The sequence below is a fragment of the Providencia sp. PROV202 genome, assembly GCF_028479565.1.
Lineage (GTDB): Bacteria > Pseudomonadota > Gammaproteobacteria > Enterobacterales > Enterobacteriaceae > Providencia > Providencia zhijiangensis.
Map to the genome: position 1 here is coordinate 1 of NZ_JAMPNV010000010.1, position 18982 is coordinate 18982.

The 18982-nt window shown below is 40.7% G+C and carries 18 protein-coding genes; 5 read left to right on the top strand and 13 right to left on the bottom strand.

Annotation, left to right across the window (positions count from 1 at the left end; all coding sequences use genetic code 11):
• Nucleotides 1-52: 52 nt before the first annotated feature.
• The 9 genes from PR799_RS06260 to PR799_RS06300 form a co-directional block, all read right to left on the bottom strand.
• On the bottom strand, nt 53-514 hold the full coding sequence (locus tag PR799_RS06260) for a hypothetical protein (RefSeq protein ID WP_272521504.1): 462 nt from the start codon (nt 512-514) through the stop codon (nt 53-55).
• Nucleotides 515-518: 4 nt separating this feature from the next.
• Nucleotides 519-695, bottom strand: a complete 177-nt coding sequence (locus tag PR799_RS06265) for a hypothetical protein (RefSeq protein ID WP_210787126.1) — start codon at nt 693-695, stop codon at nt 519-521.
• Nucleotides 692-1399 (bottom strand): helix-turn-helix transcriptional regulator, encoded by a 708-nt coding sequence (locus tag PR799_RS06270; RefSeq protein ID WP_272521505.1) that lies wholly within the window; start codon nt 1397-1399, stop codon nt 692-694. The genes PR799_RS06265 and PR799_RS06270 overlap by 4 nt, the downstream gene beginning before the upstream one ends.
• Nucleotides 1400-1610: 211 nt before the next feature.
• Nucleotides 1611-2447 (bottom strand): DUF932 domain-containing protein, encoded by an 837-nt coding sequence (locus tag PR799_RS06275; protein ID WP_272521506.1) that lies wholly within the window; start codon nt 2445-2447, stop codon nt 1611-1613.
• Between the two features lie 13 nt (nt 2448-2460).
• Nucleotides 2461-2886: an antirestriction protein gene (locus PR799_RS06280; RefSeq protein WP_272521507.1), complete on the bottom strand. Its 426-nt coding sequence runs from the start codon at nt 2884-2886 to the stop codon at nt 2461-2463.
• Nucleotides 2887-2977: 91 nt separating this feature from the next.
• Complete coding sequence (locus PR799_RS06285) at nt 2978-3850, bottom strand: GTPase family protein (RefSeq protein ID WP_272521509.1); 873 nt, start codon at nt 3848-3850, stop codon at nt 2978-2980.
• Nucleotides 3851-3985: 135 nt separating this feature from the next.
• The gene (locus PR799_RS06290; RefSeq protein WP_272521511.1) at nt 3986-4633 is read right to left on the bottom strand and encodes a hypothetical protein; all 648 of its coding nucleotides are present in this window, start codon (nt 4631-4633) and stop codon (nt 3986-3988) included.
• Between the two features lie 15 nt (nt 4634-4648).
• Nucleotides 4649-5419, bottom strand: coding sequence for a PDDEXK-like family protein (locus tag PR799_RS06295; protein ID WP_272521512.1), 771 nt, complete (start codon nt 5417-5419; stop codon nt 4649-4651).
• Nucleotides 5412-7307 (bottom strand): hypothetical protein, encoded by a 1896-nt coding sequence (locus tag PR799_RS06300; RefSeq protein ID WP_272521513.1) that lies wholly within the window; start codon nt 7305-7307, stop codon nt 5412-5414. Before PR799_RS06300 ends, PR799_RS06295 begins: the two co-directional genes overlap by 8 nt.
• Nucleotides 7308-7541: 234 nt before the next feature.
• Here PR799_RS06300 and PR799_RS06305 point away from each other — a divergent pair, with 234 nt between their 5' ends.
• The 5 genes from PR799_RS06305 (at nt 7542) to PR799_RS06325 (ending at nt 16196) form a co-directional block, all read left to right on the top strand.
• On the top strand, nt 7542-8108 hold the full coding sequence (locus tag PR799_RS06305; protein WP_272521514.1) for a hypothetical protein: 567 nt from the start codon (nt 7542-7544) through the stop codon (nt 8106-8108).
• A gap of 180 nt (nt 8109-8288) precedes the next feature.
• Nucleotides 8289-9893 carry a class I SAM-dependent DNA methyltransferase gene (locus tag PR799_RS06310; RefSeq protein WP_272521515.1) on the top strand — a complete coding sequence of 535 codons (1605 nt, stop codon included), beginning with the start codon at nt 8289-8291 and terminating at the stop codon, nt 9891-9893.
• Nucleotides 9883-11295 carry a restriction endonuclease subunit S gene (locus tag PR799_RS06315; RefSeq protein WP_272521516.1) on the top strand — a complete coding sequence of 471 codons (1413 nt, stop codon included), beginning with the start codon at nt 9883-9885 and terminating at the stop codon, nt 11293-11295. The genes PR799_RS06310 and PR799_RS06315 overlap by 11 nt, the downstream gene beginning before the upstream one ends.
• 119 nt (nt 11296-11414) lie before the next feature.
• Nucleotides 11415-14693 carry a type I restriction endonuclease subunit R gene (locus tag PR799_RS06320; RefSeq protein WP_272521518.1) on the top strand — a complete coding sequence of 1093 codons (3279 nt, stop codon included), beginning with the start codon at nt 11415-11417 and terminating at the stop codon, nt 14691-14693.
• Nucleotides 14694-14762: 69 nt separating this feature from the next.
• Nucleotides 14763-16196, top strand: coding sequence for a DNA translocase FtsK (locus PR799_RS06325; protein WP_272521519.1), 1434 nt, complete (start codon nt 14763-14765; stop codon nt 16194-16196).
• A 48-nt stretch (nt 16197-16244) separates the two neighbouring features.
• Here PR799_RS06325 and PR799_RS06330 read toward each other — a convergent pair whose 3' ends face one another.
• From PR799_RS06330 to PR799_RS06345, 4 genes are all read right to left on the bottom strand, one after another.
• Nucleotides 16245-16862 carry an inovirus Gp2 family protein gene (locus tag PR799_RS06330; protein WP_272521520.1) on the bottom strand — a complete coding sequence of 206 codons (618 nt, stop codon included), beginning with the start codon at nt 16860-16862 and terminating at the stop codon, nt 16245-16247.
• Nucleotides 16863-17156: 294 nt separating this feature from the next.
• On the bottom strand, nt 17157-17741 hold the full coding sequence (locus PR799_RS06335; protein WP_272521521.1) for a resolvase: 585 nt from the start codon (nt 17739-17741) through the stop codon (nt 17157-17159).
• A 39-nt stretch (nt 17742-17780) separates the two neighbouring features.
• A complete protein-coding gene (locus PR799_RS06340) occupies nt 17781-18518 on the bottom strand; it encodes a hypothetical protein (RefSeq protein ID WP_272521522.1) in 738 nt (245 codons plus the stop codon).
• 163 nt (nt 18519-18681) lie between these two features.
• Nucleotides 18682-18888: a helix-turn-helix transcriptional regulator gene (locus PR799_RS06345; protein WP_272521523.1), complete on the bottom strand. Its 207-nt coding sequence runs from the start codon at nt 18886-18888 to the stop codon at nt 18682-18684.
• Nucleotides 18889-18982 lie beyond the last annotated feature (94 nt).

An 18982-nucleotide genomic window follows, 5' to 3' on the forward strand; every position in this document is an offset into this window, starting at 1 on the left:
TGGTGAATAAGGCATTCACAATAAAAATTGCTGATCATGTTTAATGTTATGGCTAGCGATTTAATCGCACTGAAACCCAGTGACGAATTCGTCGATAAAGATAAAAGGCAATACCACTGGCGATAAGCAAATCAACCAGCAATACCGTGGTGGCGATATTTTCAGTAAAACCGTATAGCCAACCGGATGACATGATAATCAGTAGACTAGAGAGGGCTAATCCGATAATGATGGACGAGATAATGGCAACTAATTTTGGGTTGAAATGGATTTTATAATCAATCCTCTTAAAGGCACTCAAAACCCACAAGCCTAATTGCGCCAAGAGTTGTGGGATAACCAAAGCCAAGAGGTATAAAACGAAGTACATCAATGTGATCCCATATGGGTTCATGATGAGGGCGATAAGCTGGAAATGTGTTAGCAATACGCCCGTGATCCAAAGGCATAACAAGATACTGATAACGATAGCGATGCGTTCTAAACCCAATTGTAAGTGTGAAATGGTGTTCATATTTTTAAGCTTCCTTATGTGATGATGAATTCACGGTATGAGGGTGATTTTGAATGGGCATGGCCCATTCATGACCGCAATCGCGGCACATCCAACCCGTGCCCCATGCAATGATGTCTTGCTCAGAAGAACAGTGAGGGCAATGGGTTGGATGCGATGCTGGTGGGGCTAATAACGTCATGGTCGGCTCCTTTCTTTGAGTGATGGAAGAGAGGTAAGTACTTGTGATATCAATCGAAAATGCGGTAAGGCCGCGATAAAACTGTTTTGTTGTGACAGTTGCATCACTGCGTGTTTCGGTGTGAAGGAGGTATTGAGTGGTTGAACTTGCTGGATATCATCTAATAATAAGACATGCACTTGCTGGTGGTATTCCGCCAGTAAATACCACTGACCTTCACGGTAAATCAGTTGATAGGGTTGTAGCGGATTAAATCGACGCTCAGGTGTAAGTAAACTAATAGATTGCTTACTGGTAATGGCATACACCAATTGATAGAAATGGTCGGCATGCAAAGCCGAAATCTTATGGGCGTGATGCCAAATCAAACAAGGTGCATGGGGTTGTTGGGTTAACAGTAATCCCAGTAAGCGGCTGTCTAGCCCCGGAAACAATCGAGTCATCCCAATCTGTTTCACAAAAGTTAGAATATCTTTGTCTCGGTAAGCTTTTAGCGTATTGATGGGCAAGCGATAACAACCTTGCCGACCTTCTACGCCTAGATAAGACAAGCGTTCACGAAAATCGCGCTGTAACGTGCGTTCAGAAACATTGAACTCTTGGGCTAAACATGAGAGCACAAGGCTTTCTCCTGCCATTAAGCGGGCAATCAGCGCAGAGAGTCGCACAGCCATGCGGTCATATTTTCGGTTAATCTGAAACATAACGTATTGCTCTCAATAACAGACGTTAGGAAATTAAGAAGTGAGGGAGTTTAACTTAGGGGATTGACAGGTTATGTCTGTTGAGAAAAATTCTCATTGGGCTTTTTAGTGAAAAATGACCATAAGTAATTCATTGATAAATAAGGTTATGCTTTTTATTTGAACGATAAGAAAATAAGGCGTAGTGACACAACCTGTCAGGGCGGGAAAATTAGTTGGGTTGGCGAGGGGCTAGTTGGTTAAATAAGGTATCCGCCATCACCCACAGGGCTTTATTGAGTTTGATATCACCATCAATTCCATTCACCGAGCGAGTTCGAGCACGTTTACCTTTTGCAGTGCGGCCAGATAATCCTCCTTTAATCAGGTTTTCTTGTAGACGTTGGTACACTGTCCACAGGTCTTCTTTTTTATCTTCAAAACGTCGAGGCTGTAGAACTTGCTCTCGTGTGACGGGTTGGAACTCTTCACCAAAGCGATAGGTCAAAGCCGCTTCCGCAAAGGCGTGCTGGGCGGGTGAAGGCAATAATAACGACTGCATACTTTCGCGTTTTTCAGCCACTTGCTCAAACGTATCGAGTACCTCATACGCCCCTTCAATCACTTTGCCCACCACATCCCCTTTATGGGGCACACGCACTTCTCCTAATACATCACCGCACACCAAACCGTTGGAGCATACAGCTCTAAAGAGTCCCGGCAACATCTGATAGCTGCTCGAACCGTCATGGCTGTTTAATAAAATAATTTCAGGGACTTGTACGCCCGTTATTTGGTCATGACGACGCAGCCTCAACATATGCTTGGTGTGCTCTCGACGGCTGATATCACGAACACGAGTTTGACAGGCAAAGAACGGATAAAAGCCTTCTTTTTGCAGGCTATCTAACAAGGTAATAGTTGGAATATAAGTATATCGTTCACTGCGTGAATCGTGTTTTTCTTCAGAAAACACACTCGGTACAGTACGGAATAACTCTTCGATGGTCAGTGGGCGCTCACGACGAATACTGTTAGCAGAACCAAAACGCGAAGCTAATAAACTCATGATAGACTCCTAATTAATCAATTAAGTGGAAAATGGCAGCGGATTCGGGATGTTGTGAAGCGTAGTCACGCAGTTGATAAAAGTGGTCACTCATCACTTCGCTTTCTGTTTGGAATGACCAGATGCTGTACAGGATCAGACACACCGCAATGCCTGCCGCCTCTTGGCTCACGGTGGCTTCATTGCCGTTGTGCATATTGAATAGCGTTAAGGTGTCTGCGCTGATATCGGGGTAGATAAAGGCACCACCATTGCTGAGCGTGCCATATTCCCAGTAACCGCCATGATATTCATCACAGAACTGGTCCATCGTGGTGAAGATCACCACTTCAAAGGTAGCCCAGCCTTTCACTGCACCAAAATGGTTGAGCCAAAAATCAAGGCGTTGTTCATCAGGAACGCGTGTGATTGCAATAGCGGATTCAGTTAAATGATTCATAAGTTGATACTCCAATAAAAAGAAATAAAAAAGCGCCAATCCCGTTAAGGACTGGCGCTTGATGTCATCAATGTTGTGTTAATTTAAGAAGTTAAAAGAACAGGCTCCACAGGGATTTAGCGATAGATACAATGCTGTTTTTGACTGTATCAATCGTACTTTTCATCAAGGCAGGTAGGGGAAGGATGTCTATCAGCGTATCGACGATATCACTGACGCATTGCCCAAAATCGTTACGTGCTGAAGTTTCTACAGATTGCGTCCGGTAAGTGCTGCTCAGTTGCCTAGCGACACCGCTACTAGCCTCTGCCGGTAATACCTGTATTAATTGCTCTGCTAATTCTGTGAGTTGAAAACCTTCTGCCGCAGAGACTGTCATCACAGGGTGGTGCGGCTTGAATACTGTTATCACGGCTTGCTGCTTCAATTCTAAGTTAGCCGCTTGCTCTAGGGATGGCTGGTGGCGTTGTTCATCCCACTGGCGGCAGGGTTCTATTTTGTCGGCTTGGTTCAACACAAAAAGAAAGCGGTTTGGTTGATAACCACATTGCTCAGTGAGAAAGCGATAGCACTGTTCATCAGAAGACCATGCCCTATCATCCGCCTTGAGTACCCAGATGATTAAATCTAGCTCAGGTAATAAGTGACGATAGAGCTGGTGGTACTCTTTATCTCGTTCGATACTTTCCCCCACGCCGGGTAAATCAACAAAGGTGAGCGTATGGTTGTTCATCGTCATACTGAAGCGTTGCGCTTGGCGTGTGCAGCCGGAGACATCACTCACAGGCGATAGTTGGGATTGGAATAGGGCATTGATCAGACTGGATTTACCCGCTCCCGTTTTACCCATTAGACCGATGGTGGGCGAGTAGTTGATTAGGTAGTTTAGTTGATTGAAAAAAGAGGTTTGGAAGGTATGAGGTAATGCTGATAGGAGCGGTTTAAAGTAAGAGAGCATAGGCATATTACTCCTTGAAATAAAAGAAAATGATAGTTATTCAAGGAGATAATATATATCTGAGATTTTTTGTAATGGTAATTATGGATATAGCCTTTCTTACTAACGAAAGGCCTAACTATATTAAATGATAATCATCATCTAAGCTTTTTCACTCATTTCAATGGCATCTCGAAACATAACATCCAGTATTTTAGTTGATTTTAATAGTGTATCAAGGGCGCTTCTCAGTGGAGAAAAAACCTCATGCTCCACTGGGAATTCACCATGGAGTGCCCAGCAATCAGCAAGTACTTTTGAATCAATCATGACAGGAATAAAATAGTTACCTTTCCCTCGATCTTCTAGCCCAAGATCTTTTAGTTGTTTTTTATGCTCTACCGGAATCGAATTGTTAAAACTAGTCAGATTTCTGGCTCCTCCAAAAAGTGCTACATTCACCTTAAATTCAAAACCAAAATTTCCTTGCTCAGTTCCTGTGCCAGTCAGAACGGCTAAGGTATAGTCGAGTTCTTTATCAACTGTTGTCTTCGTTTCAAACCAGTATTTCCAGTTATTATTGTCAATGACCCAATTTTTCGGCGCGAGCCAACAATAACTTTTGTGCTCATAATTAGCATCACCAGCCAAATCATGACTTTTAATAAATCGCTCGATACACTTGTCAAAACTTTTCCAAAAAGTAGGATCTAAATGCTGTTCAAAGTAAACAACCGCTTCGTTAAACATTTTCAAATGTGAAAGTAGTTGTACGCCTGCTTGGCGTTCTGTTTCACTGAGTTTATTCATATCTATTCCTTTAAATTAAAATGTACGAATTCGATTAAGAAAGCAAAATACGGCATGTGCTGCCATCTGGCGCGACGGTGAGCTTTTTTCAACAGAATCGAGATTGTTATAGTACGATTGCAATGGATTTTCTAAATTTGTGGCAAGCTGGCGCCACGATAAACATGGTACATCTTCAGATTTAAACTCTGAACCACAGGTCTGAGGTTCTTTGCCTTGTAACGTTAAAAAGACGACCGCCCATGGGCGTGATATGGCTCGCTGCTTTGCATCCTCACAGTACCGGGCCATTTGTTCCGGTTGTTCATTAGCGTCAATTTTTACTTCAATAAATAGAAGAAAATTATCTGCGTCGATTTCTATATCAACACGATTGGTGCAATCACCAGTTGGATTGGTTTCAACTTGGACTCGACAATAGCGATGATAATCTTCTGGAATATCTTTTCTGTTGTGCCGTATCGTCTGTAGGAGTGTTTGCAGCGGTAATCTACCGAAACCATGAGTTCCCTCAGGATCAAGAAGCCAAGCAAGAACGGCTGTATTGCGAACTTCTTTACGTTCAAGACCTGCAACTTCCCATGGGTCAAAAGATAAAGCGCGATGTTGTACTAATTTCAGTGGGGCAGAAAGTTGGGTGAAAAACTGAGTTAGCTCCGCTGTATTGATATCAATTTTTGTGCGATTTCTTTCTCTAGCCCAATTGATGTTTTTAGGCCATTGCTTAAAAAAATCTGGAAGCCAATTTGCCAGAGAGGAATTGCGATGTTCCGTTGTGTTATCCATTCGGAATACTTCCTGTTGCTTGCTCAATGGGTAATTCAAAACATTTTACGGGCTTTCCGTCCTTCATTTCGATTAGTAGCCGTGCCGACTGCAGTTGTTTAACAATCAATCCTTGTTGGCGTTGTTCGAATGATAATTGGCTTTGCTCAATAGACAATTTTTGCTGTGCTAATGTGTTATTTATCCACTTTCGTAGTAATATTTTATTGGCATTCGTTGTATTGCTCTGTTCCGCTACCGAGCTGATGCTTTGTATTTTTTGATGCAACTGACCTTCAACTTCTTTAATAATGTTTTTGAACTGTTGATAACTATGAGTAATGCTTTGTTGGCGCTGTTTAACAAGAGTTGTATTCCCTTCGGAATTGGCTAACAGATGCAATGCTTGCCCACGAACTGCTATTGCCAAATTCCATTCGTGGATCCGCTCATCAAGGATTTTCTGTTGAGCTTGAACTTTGCTGGTAATTTCCATACTGCTAAAAAAACCACCATTTTCAAGCTTAATAATTTTGTTACCAGTAGCTGTTATATCTGTCAATAAATGCGCTTGTATAGCGGAAAATTGAAGCTCTATATCTTCTAGTTTTTGACGGACTGAGGGTAAGCACTGTTCTTCAAATACTGCTGGGCTAATTTGTTGCAAATACTCTATGGCTCCAGTGATTTCCGATTTACGTTCGTTGTTCTGAAAGGCAGAAACCTCTCGTACAGCATCAACTATTTCTGTTAATTTTTTGCTGATATCGGCTAGATGTTTTTGTGCTAATACAGCAGAAGCAACATTTAATAACATACCTGCATTAACAAGTTGATTGAGTTTGTCTGGGTTTAGTAGAACAGCATGCTCTTTAATACCTTTTTCTCCTAGACTGAATCCACGAAAGCCTGAACCATCTTTCACATTCGCTAGAGGGCCATTAATAAACACTTCCATATATTGATGATTAGCAATATGTGAAGAAGTAGCCAATGACGGCAGAGTTTGTAACAGCGGACTCAGGCGTGAAATACTCGCTACATTCTGTTCCCGCATAGCAGAGGTGTTGAACATTTCTGAAAGGGAAATTGTCGAAACAGTTAGTGCCGGTTGGTTATCATCACTCCCAAATCCCCAACGTTGATCGTAATTGAGTACAGGCATAGTAGTTGAGGATGATTTAGTTGCTAACCGAAATTGTCGGGAATTTTTTAAACGTATCCAAGCAATTTGTACCACGCAAGGGACTGTCACTCGGAATGCTGGATTTGAAGCGCTAATCAGACCGGCAATCGGTATGCCCATAGGGACAACTAGTGCGCCTAAAGCAGCTGCAATTCCATGTTTGGCACGAAACTCTACAGTTAAAGGCAACTCTTTGCTTGCTATGGCTTGAGCAAAGCTATTGGCAACGAACATCGCTTTTTGCCAATAGGGGATGTTAATACCGGATAAGTTTTCGATATTATTGGGAAGGGTTACCCCCATACCATGTAAAATAGTAGCACGTTCATCTACTGCTATTTTTTGCCACAAAGTGGTAAATTCAGCGTTAATAATCAATGCTTCTTTTTCTTCAACAGAGCTAGATGTTGGGAGTTTGAGCTCAACGTGACTGGCAACATCATTCACAATTTCGTTGTAACTGACGCCATTGCGACGAACTAAATTCACAAACGTATTGCCACCAAAGTATTGTAACTCTCGTACAAGTAGGCGTAGAGTTTCTTCATCAGGTTCATCATGGAGTTTAGTGTCTAATAACACACGCTTTACGTTATCTGACATTGAAAAACCAAACTTTCCAGTATTGGTTATGTAATCAATCAGTAAATCAATGTCATCTTTATCTGCATTTAATAGCAGTTTAACCAGGGCCTCATCATCCTGTATATCTATCTTACTCATGAAAATACCTATGTAATGTTAATTACTAAAAATGATTAAAAATTGCTAATTATTAATAAATATATTAACTGATATCATACTCGTTCATAAACCTATACACGAATACCATTTTATTTCAGAATATTTAGAGTTTAAAATAATTGTTCTTATTATTTTCACGGAAGGTTATGGCAATAAATACGTAGCCAGCCTGAACGATAAATAATTAATTTAGGGAAATAGATTAAGGTTTTTATGGAATACCAGTTCAAATCATACAGTAAAGGTAGCAAGAAGAAATTATTACCGTCTTCTATTTTTCCAGTCCTCTATTTATCTTGGCTAGTTTATTTTGCTGTTTCGCTTCATTTAGGCGGTAGCATTATGTTATTTGAATGGTTTCCTAAATGGACGATTATTATTGTTTTTGCTATTTTTACAGGGATTATTGGGGGAATATGGCACCCCTTCTTTCGCCCATCAAAGTATGTAATCATTGATTATTATTGGGGCGGCTTCCTTGGCTTTATGCTAATTATTCCAACATTTAATGTGCTTACTTATTTATCATTAGACCAAACAAATCAATACCAAACAGAATATGATATCGTATCGCCAGGGCCTCCGCGGCTTAAAGGCCCTAGATGTGAATATGGTATACGGTTAAAAGAAATCTATACGGGGCAGTGGGTTTCATTTTGCATTAGCGATCCAAAATTGAAAACCAAGAAAAACTCGGGAATCGTATGGGTTACAGCAAAAACAGGGCCTATTGGTGCATACGTTGTTGATTATCAGTTCTCTCCTTTTAACCCTGAGTAATAAGTACGAAGTTATAAAGACTAATATAATTTTAGCTTTCTCCACCCAAACCCACCTGATTTTATGCGATAATCTTAGCCAAACCTATTTTGTATACATTATCGGCAGTTAGCGTAAAAATAATCAATACTAACTCCGCGCTTGCCGATAATAACTGATAAGCAAAGAGAATCTATCGATATGGCCAAATCACCCGCGAAAAAACCAACCAAAGGCTTTGAAGAAACCCTGTGGGATACCGCTAATCAACTGCGTGGTAGCGTTGAATCGTCCGAATATAAACATGTGGTGCTTAGTTTGGTGTTCCTGAAATTTATCAGTGATAAATTCGAAGCCAAACGTAGCGAATTAATCAAAAATGGTCAGGAAGCCTTTGTTGATATGGATGTTTTCTATCAACAAGATAACGTTTTCTTTTTGCCACAAGTATCCCGTTGGTCTTATGTTCAAGAGCGAGCGAAACAAGACGATATCGCAGTCATTATTGACACTGCGTTATCCACCATCGAAAAAAGCAACGCATCGCTAACAGGCGCTCTACCTGATAACTATTTTTCCCGCCAAGGGCTTGAGCCGAAAAGGCTCGCTTCTCTTATCGACAGCATTGAAAATATCGATACCCTTGCCACCGAATGTGGGCTAGGGGAAGAAGATCTGGTTGGTCGCGTTTACGAGTACTTTTTAGGGCGCTTTGCGGCAAGCGAAGGTAAGGGGGGCGGCGAGTTCTATACCCCGAAGTCGGTAGTAACCCTACTTGCTGAAATGCTTGAACCTTACCAAGGTAAAGTGTATGACCCGTGCTGCGGCTCGGGCGGTATGTTTGTGCAATCGTTGAAATTTGTGGAAAGCCACCAAGGGAAAAGCAAAGATATTGCAATTTATGGGCAGGAACTGACCAGTACCACCTATAAACTAGCCAAAATGAACTTGGCGGTGAGGGGGCTTACGGGCAATTTAGGGGAACGCCCAGCGGATACCTTTTTTGCCGACCAACACCCTGATCTGAAAGCCGACTTCATTATGGCGAATCCGCCATTCAACTTAAAAGATTGGCGTAATGAAGCCGAGTTAACTAATGATCCACGTTTTGCTGGTTTCCGTACCCCGCCAACGGGCAACGCCAACTATGCGTGGATCTTGCATATGCTATCTAAGCTCAGTGAAGACGGTGTTGCGGGCTTTGTGTTAGCCAACGGTTCGATGAGTTCGAACACCAGTGGTGAGGGCGAAATTCGCCAAAAACTCATCGAAGATGACCGTATTGAGTGCATGATTGCACTGCCTGGTCAGCTCTTTTTTACCACGCAAATCCCTGTTTGCTTGTGGTTTATCAGCAAAAGTAAACAAGCGAGTGCCAAATATGGTTATCGTGATCGTCAAGGGGAAACCTTGTTTATCGATGCCCGTAACCTCGGGACGATGATCAGCCGTACCCAAAAAGAGCTCACAGCAAAAGATATTGCTACCATCGCCGATACTTTCCACGCATGGCGCAGTAGCGAAAGTGAACTGAAACGCCGTGTTACCGCCAAAGAAATCAGTGTTGAGAAGTATCAAGATCAGGCGGGCTTTTGCAAGGTAGCCTCTCTTGATGATATCAAGGCCAATGATTTTGTATTAACGCCGGGGCGCTATGTGGGCGCTGCGGAGGTTGAAGATGACGGTGTAGCGTTTGAAACCAAGATGCAGGAATTGACCCAAACCCTTTATCGCCAGATGGATGAAGCGGCAGAGCTGGATAAGGCTATCCATAAAAATATGGAGGCGCTGGGTTATGGGGAATAACAGCTGGCGGGAAGTCAAACTATCTGATTTAGGTGAGGTTGCGCGAGGTCGTTCAAGGCATCGGCCTAGATATGCTGAGCATCTATATGGAGGAGAATATCCTTTTATCCAGACAGGAGATATAAAAGCTTCTGAAGGTCGTATTTCATCTCATGAGCAAACATACTCTGAGGCTGGTTTGGCTCAAAGTCGTCTTTGGCCTACAGGTACAATGTGTATAACAATCGCAGCAAACATAGCAGAGACAGGAGTTCTACAGTACCCGGCATGCTTTCCTGACAGTGTTATTGGTTTTATTGCTGATAAGAATAAAGCTGATGTCTACTATATTGAATATGTATTTAGAAAGCTAAGAAAAGATATTCAGCGGCAAGCAACTGGCTCCGTTCAAGATAATATTAATCTCCAGACTTTTGAACGATTGAAGTTTAAAGTACCTCATGTTGAAGAACAGCATAGAATAGCCAACTTTCTTAACCATTTTGATAAAAAAATCTTTCTCAATCGTCAAACAAACCAAACCCTAGAGCAAATGGCACAAACCCTATTTAAATCATGGTTCGTGGATTTTGATCCTGTAATTGATAACGCACTAGATGCCGGTTTTTTTGAGCAGAATTTAGCTTTTTCTGATGAATTACTGCGTCGGGTTGAGATGCGTAAAGCGGTGCGTGAAAGTGATAATTTTAAACCATTACCAGAAGATATTCGTCAGTTATTTCCTGATGCGTTTGAAGAATGTACAGAGTCTGCGTTGGGGCTTGGGGGATGGGTTCCTAAGGGATGGGGCTCGTCACCAGTAGGTTCATTAATCGAGTTGATTGGTGGTGGTACGCCTAAAACGTCTGAGAGTAGCTATTGGGGAGGAAATATACCATGGTTTTCAGTGGTTGATGCTCCGAATGACAGTGATGTATTTGTAATGGATACTGAGAAAAAAATAACAGAATTAGGTATTCAAAATTCATCTGCGAAAATTTTAAAGGTAGGGACTACTATCATCAGCGCTCGAGGTACTGTTGGTAAATGTGCTTTAGTTTCTAAGCCTATGGCTATAAATCAATCATGCTATGGTATAGTCGGAAAGAATGGGATTCATGATTATTTTATTTATTACCTTATTCGACATTCAGTATCTCATTTGCAGCAAAGAAGTCATGGCTCTGTTTTCAGTACGATTACTCGTGATACATTCAGTTCCTTCAATTTCATTTTTTCAGGGCAGTTAATAGCGAATGCATTCGGAGAAACTATATCCTTTTGGTTTGAAAAAATAGCTAGAAATAACCACCAAAATTATATTTTACAGAACCTCCGCGACACTCTCCTTCCCAAATTAATTTCCGGTGAGTTATCTTTAAACGAGTTAAAAACAGCAATCCCAGAAGAAACGCTAATCTAATTTATGCGACCGCTTCACACTTTTATTGTTGTGAGGCGGTTTTTGTTATCGAATCAATTAAACTAGCTTAATTAAAAATGCGATAAAACAAATTTTAAAACGAATAAGAAGCCACTGATATGAGCCATATCTTCACTGAAGCTAAACTGGAACAGGCGATAATTGAACTGCTAGGACAACATGCAAACAATGCAGGTCAGCCTTGCTATCCGCATTATGTCGGCAACACTATCCCACGCAAAGACAATAGCGACGTGTTGATAGTGAATGACTTGCGTCAGTACCTCGCTCGCCAATATCAGGCGGATGGTATCACTGACGGTGAAATTAATTCTATTATCCATCAGCTTCAAGCCCTGCCTGCCAGTGACCTCTATCAAAGCAACAAAACCTTCTGTCATTGGCTCAGTAATGGCTTTTTACTCAAGCGCGAAGACCGCAACCAAAAAGACCTGTATATCGAACTTATCGATACTCAAACCTTGCCAAATCAATTAGCAAAATTATTTGCAGGGGAAGTCGAGCTATCCGAGGTAGATAATAACCGCTACCGGTTAGTTAACCAGTTAGAAATAGAAGGCCAAGCCCGAGACGGCGGGGTGCAATTGCGCATCCCTGATGCCATTTTATACGTCAATGGGTTACCGCTGGTGGTGTTTGAATTTAAATCGGCGGTGCGTGGGGAAGAAGCTACGTTATTTGATGCATGGACACAGCTTTGCGTGCGTTATCGTCGCGATATTCCTAAACTGTTTGTTTATAACGCCTTGTGTATTCTCAGCGATGGCGTGAATAACAAAATGGGTAACCTGTTTGCGCCTTATGAATTCTACTATGCATGGCGCAAAGTCAACGGCAACGAATCAACGGAAAAACAAGGCATTAATGGCTTGTATACCCTGATCGAAGGGCTATTTCATCCCGTTCGTTTATTGGATGTACTAAAAAACTTTATTTTTTTCCCTGATACCAGCAAGCACGAAGTGAAGGTGTGTTGTCGTTATCCTCAGTATTATGCGGCTCGTAAGCTGTATTACAACATCGAGAAAGAGCGTAAACAGATTAACGCAAGCGGTGAAAATATCGGCGGTAGTGGTAAAGGGGGCACTTACTTTGGTGCGACAGGCTGTGGTAAAAGCTACACTATGCAGTTTTTAGCGCGTCTATTGATGAAAAGCGTCGATTTTGCCAGCCCGACTATTATTTTAATAACTGACCGTACCGACCTTGATGAACAACTCGCCAAACAGTTTTGCAACGCAAAAGCCTTTATTGGCGATGAAATTATTGTGCCTGTCACCAGCCGCCAAGATTTACGTGATAAACTCGCAGGGCGTGCAAGTGGCGGGGTGTTCCTCACCACCATCCATAAATTTACGGAAGACATTCAGCTGCTTTCTGAGCGCAGTAATATCATCTGTATCTCGGATGAAGCTCACCGTAGTCAAATCAACCTCGACCAAAAAATCAGTATCAACCAAGAAGACGGCACGGTTAAAAAGACTTATGGCTTTGCCAAATATCTGCATGACTCACTACCTAATGCCACTTATGTTGGATTTACGGGGACGCCTATTGACGCCACCCTAGATGTATTCGGTGAAACAATCGATAGCTACACCATGACCGAATCGGTGAATGATGAAATCACAGTGCGCATTGTGTACGAAGGGCGTGCGGCTAAAATCGCCCTTGATAACAGCAAATTAGAAGAAATCGAACGCTACTATCAAGAATGTGAAGCCCAAGGCACCAGTGAATATCAGATAGAAGAAAGCAAAAAAGCCACTGCCAACATGAACTCTATTTTGGGTGATCCCGATCGTATTGATGCATTAGCGAAGGATTTTGCTCAACATTATGAAAAGCGGGTGGAAGAAGGTTCGACGATTAAAGGTAAAGCGATGGTAGTTTGCGCCAGCCGCGACATTGCTTATGCGTTTTATCAGAGCTTGAAATTACAACGACCGGAGTGGTTTGAAGCGAAACAGGCAATTGACGGTGTGGAACTCACTGAGCAAGAGAAAAGCGAGTTAATGCGTTTGCCGATGGTTAACATGGTAATGACCCGCGGGAAAGATGACCAAGAAGCCATGTACAACTTACTGGGAACGAAAGACTACCGCAGAGAGTTAGATAAACAATTTAAGAACCCGAAATCCAACTTCAAAATCGCCATCGTGGTAGACATGTGGCTGACGGGCTTTGATGTGCCTGAGCTGGATACCATCTATATCGACAAACCATTGCAAAAGCATAACCTTATTCAAACTATATCCCGCGTGAATCGCCGTTTTGAAGGGAAAGAAAAGGGTCTGGTTGTTGACTATATTGGCATTAAAAGCCGTATGAATATGGCGCTCGCCATGTACTCGAAGGCGGATAAGTCTAACTTTGAAGATGTTCAGCAATCTATTGTTGAGGTGCGTAATCATCTCAATTTGCTTTCACAGGTATTCCATAAATTCGATAGCCGTGATTACTTTTCAGGTTCGCCAACGCTGCAATTAGACTGCCTTAATCGAGCGGCTGAATTTGTTCTGCAAACCAAGAAAGTTGAACTGCGCTTTATGGGCTTAGTGAAACGTTTGAAAGCCGCTTATGATGTGTGTGTGGGTAGTGAAGATATCACCCAAGATGAACGTGAACATATCCATTTTTATTTGGCAGTCCGTTCCATTGTCTACAAATTAACGAAAGGTGATGCCCCTGACACGGCGCAGATGAATCAAAAAGTGCGTGAGATGATCTCCGAGGCGCTCAAAGCCGAAGGGGTAGAAGAGATCTTCACTTTAGGCGATGACAAAGCGGAAACCATCGATATTTTTGATGATGAATACATGGCGCGCATCAACAAAATCAAGTTGCCGAATACCAAAATGCAACTGCTGCAAAAGATGCTCCAAAAAGCCATTAGTGATTTCCAAAAGGTCAACCAACTCCAAGGGATCAATTTCTCAAAGCGTTTTCAAGCCTTAGTTGAGCAGTACAATCAACGCAAAGAGAACGATGTGCTCAATGGCGAAGAGTTCGATGATTTCACTGCACAAATGGCAGATATGATTTATGACATCAAGGCAGAGATGATGTCGTTTGAGGATATCGGCATCGACATGGAAGAGAAAGCCTTCCTCGATATTTTGCAGCATATGTGCCAGAAATACGATTTCATCTACAATGACGACAAAATGCTGGCACTTGCTAAGGATATGAAGCTGATTGTTGATGACAGTACACAATACCCTGACTGGAGCAACCGAGACGATATTAAAGCGAAGCTGAAAGTCGACCTGATTTTATTATTACATCGCTATGGCTTCCCACCAGTGGCGAATGACGAAGTATATAAAAGTGTGCTGGAACAAGCTGAGAACTTTAAGAAATATCAGTTGGTGTGATGGGTAATCGCTGAAATATCAAAGGCTACTCTAATTTACTGAATTAACACACCTTGATGGGAGGAGTTGATGGCACAACCGTTTATTCATACCTCTGAACTTTGCTGGTCACCTCAAGAGCTAGAAGCTATGGCTCGTGCTATTGAATCTTGCTTTTTGCAATACCAAATAAAAGGTGAGGTTGTTGGTTATGACGAAGGCTCAACATTTACACTTTTTAAAATCGAACTGGGCAGAGGGATAAAAGCCTCTCAAGTGACAGCGTTAGTGCCAGAATTGTGTCGTTCCTTGAGTGTCGTTGATATAAAAGTTATTGATTTTATTGCGGGTACACCTTATATCGGATTGCGAGTGACCAATACCTATCGTAGAGCGGTGCCTTTTGTTGAATGCTTTAATCAATGGTGTGGAAACAATGGGCTGTCTTCGCTTTCTATCATGTTAGGAGAAGATATTATAGGGGTTCCAGTTGGCTGGGATTTAGCTCAAATGCCACATTTACTTATTGCAGGTGTGACGCGCTCAGGCAAGTCAATGTTAATGCATTCCTTGGTAATGAGCATTTTATACAGAAACTCGCCGGATAAAGTTCGCTTTGTGATGTTTGATACAAGCCAGCTTGAACTCAGTTTATACAACGATATACCCCACTTATTATTTCCTTCCGCTTCTGATTCCGTTGAATCAATAAAGCCATTAACGTTTTTGGTTAATGAGTCAAGGCGTAGACAAAAATTATTTGGAGCATTAAATCAACGTAATTTGAGTGGATACAATAAGATAATCTCAAGTGCGAAAGAGTTAGGTAGGCCTATACCTGATCCCTTCTGGCGCCCTAATGAAAATTATAGCGATCATCTTTATTTAGGCTATGAGCCTGAAATTGTTGTTTGTATTGATGATTACGTTCAACTTATTGGCGAGTATAAACAAATAGGGGAAATGTTAGTTCTATTGAGCCAGCAAGGTCACGCGGTTGGTATTCATTTAATACTAACGACTCGTAGCCCTTTATCCACCAGTATCGGTTCACAGCTTCGAATTAATATTCCTACGCGTATTGCTCTTTCGGTGTCGTCTAAGGCTGACTCTAATTTAATCCTTGATCAGTATGGTGCAGAATCACTATTTGGTTTGGGGGATATGCTATTCGCATCACCGAGTTTATCTGAACCGACTAGGATCCAAGGTACTTATGTGAGTGATTCAGATATCAGGAACACAGTCGATTATTGCAAACAATGGGGAAATGCGAGTTATCTTAATCTTTATGATGATGCCCAGAATGGAGATGTGGCAGAGGAAGAACTTGACCCATTATTTGATCAAGCAACTGAGTATGTTGTAGAAAAACAGCGCGTTTCTATTTCAGGGATCCAGCGGCAGTTCCGAATCGGTTACAATAGAGCCGCAATGATTGTAGAGCAGCTAGAATTACAAGGCATAGTTAGTGAACAAGACCACCATGGTAATCGTGAGGTATTAGCTCCACCGTATGAGTAGCTACTAATATCGATTATTGTATAGGTGGCCCTAAGGCCACCACAAATATCAATACTGACTACGCCCTAAACTACGACGGACAGGACTGTACTGTTTGGAGTATTCTTTTGCTAAATAACTTAATCGTTTCATGACTAATTGGTAATCGTCAGAAAATGATGATGAAAGTTTATTTAAGCAATATCGGCAGTTTTCTGGGTAGTGTACTAATGTGCCTGTATCAAAAGAAGGATCATATTCGAGCTGTAATGCATTGTACCAAGCTGTGGTGATCATTGTCCGTAAACTAGGCTCGAACAAATTGTAGTCCCCTAAATGGTAGTATGCGTCTTTATTGAAGACTAAAAATACATGGTAGTGAGGGAGTGTCGCGGTTGCAATTTCTTTTACCCACATATAACGCATGTTGTTTTCAAAAGTACGTTTACCTTGAAGCTTTTTACGGTGTTGATCGTGCTTAAGTTTAGCCTTTAAGGAATCAGTAAATCGGGATATAGGACTTCCTTCTAAATAAGGGAAACAGGTCGGTATATCTCCATTATCGATAATAGGCGGAAAGTGAAGGTCAACTCGAATTACTGTAATACGAGGGTATTCCTTTAAAGCATAATTCAATGTATCAGCAATGCATTCTAGATAAAAATTATTATATTCATTTTTAGACATGAGTATTCCCTAGGGTAATATTAACTTACCCTTTAATATGATTAAAGTAATATTGGGGAAGGGCAAAGGATCTGCCTTATCCCTTTTTCATGATTTGGTTAATAAGATTTAAAATAATTTTTATTAAATCGGATATCATCTCCTTGGTGTTTTTATATAATGAGTTCCTTCTATAGTCTTTATTGTTTGCTAGTTATGATAGATGGTATATATAATACCTATCCAACGCGAAAACTATATTTAGAGTCGCACTGTAACTGAATTTACTATTAATTAGTTACTCTGGAGTTAGTCCTATTCGAAAATATCTTTATTCCAGTGGCGCTTTATAGTTGAAAGACTAATGTTAAGCTTATTTGCTATCTCGCGTTGTTTATATCCCTTGCACCTTAGCTCATAAATATAATCTTTATACTTACTTCCTGCTGGTCGACCTAATGACTTATTTTGGGATAACGAAATGTAATGTCGCCTGCTTAGTTTTAGTGCTTCATAGCTTTCTTCTAAATCATTTAATAGATTCAGCACGTCTAGCAAGAAAAACTTCTGTTCAAATATATTCGTGATAGACTGATTAAGGATGATAACAGCCATACCAAGTTCGTGGCATCGAGATAAAATCTGTGTAGCCTGCTGAGTATTATTTCCTATATCATAGAGATTCCTTATTATTAAAGTGTCTTCTGGTGTTAAAATATGGTCAATATGCTCCATAAGTTGTGGTGGAGGAAGTTTCACATCAAGCAATGGTTGACGTTCAATGATGATGTTATCCTTAACCTCAGGGCAAAACGTGACAATTTCCTGTGTGTATTGCTCAAGATTTGCTAAGGCATCACTGTTATCATGTCTTACTCGGATATATGCATAATGGCTCATTTTATTCCCTTAGGTATCAAAAAACGTATTAATGACCTGTTATAGTGGGTTTATGATTATGGTGTTTGAGCTTTTGTCTATTCTTTTGTTGGCATTGTTCCTATCAATAACCCCAATTAGAATGCACTGATGGTTTGTGTGATAAATCGGTATAAAAGCCTCATAGGTATGTTTTAACGGTACCTTACTTTTCTTTATCGCTTCTTCAATGCCAAAAAAAACAATATCATTCATCGGTATGTTAATGATCCCATTAAAGTCAAAAACATAATTTTTATACTCAGTGTTTTTAATTAAAATCGTATTTGATAATCCACCTGCTTTATGTAGCTTATAGTGAACATGCCTATCAGTATAAATAAAGATAGCTTTCTTAATATTGGGTTCGCTAATATAGTGATCTAGTTCTTCTTGAATGCTTATTTTTTCTTTGAGGCCAACTTTAGGACTTTTAAATGCATGAGGATAAGCATGTTGATCAATAATGACACCTTTTTCTATTATGTGCGTTTGCCATATATCTAAAAGATGTTCAGCTAAAGAAAATGTCGATGCTTTCCCTTGATAATTCATTGCAGATTTATCAGGGGAAAATAATTTACTTTCAAGTTCGTTAGTTAATTGAGTGTATTGGTTTATCTCTGAAAGTAATGGGCAAGCACTCTTTAATATACTGGATATTAAAGATGAACGTGAAGTTTTATGCTTACAGCAGTACTCATCTATCTGTTTTAAACTGTCTTCATTTTTTACAGTAATAGTTATCCGTTGAGACATGATAGTTATCCTCTCTTAAGTTTTTTATAAATAAATTTTAACGTTATTGAATAGTCAATATTCGATAATCTAGGCCAGTTTTGGTTTTACTTCTTTAACTTCTTCACAATAATAAACATTCTCAATAAAACATTAATATCGTTAATGATAAAATAATGACTAGCTAAGTTGACTCTCGTTGAAGTAACCAATCGTTGATTTCGGATTCGATCCAACCAACAGATTGTTTCCCTAATTTTTTTTGTTTAGGAAACGTTGGGTCATACCTTGGCGATGCTGGGTTGATCCAGTCATAGATGGTGGAACGACCGATACCAATACGTTCGATTACAGTGGGTAGTCGAAGAATCATGATATTGGATTGATTCATAGTGTGATTTCCTCTTTAAATTGAAGCGCTGTCTCGATGGGGAACAGTCTAGTAAAAATAAGAGGACGTAAATATACAGGAAACAAAATTATTC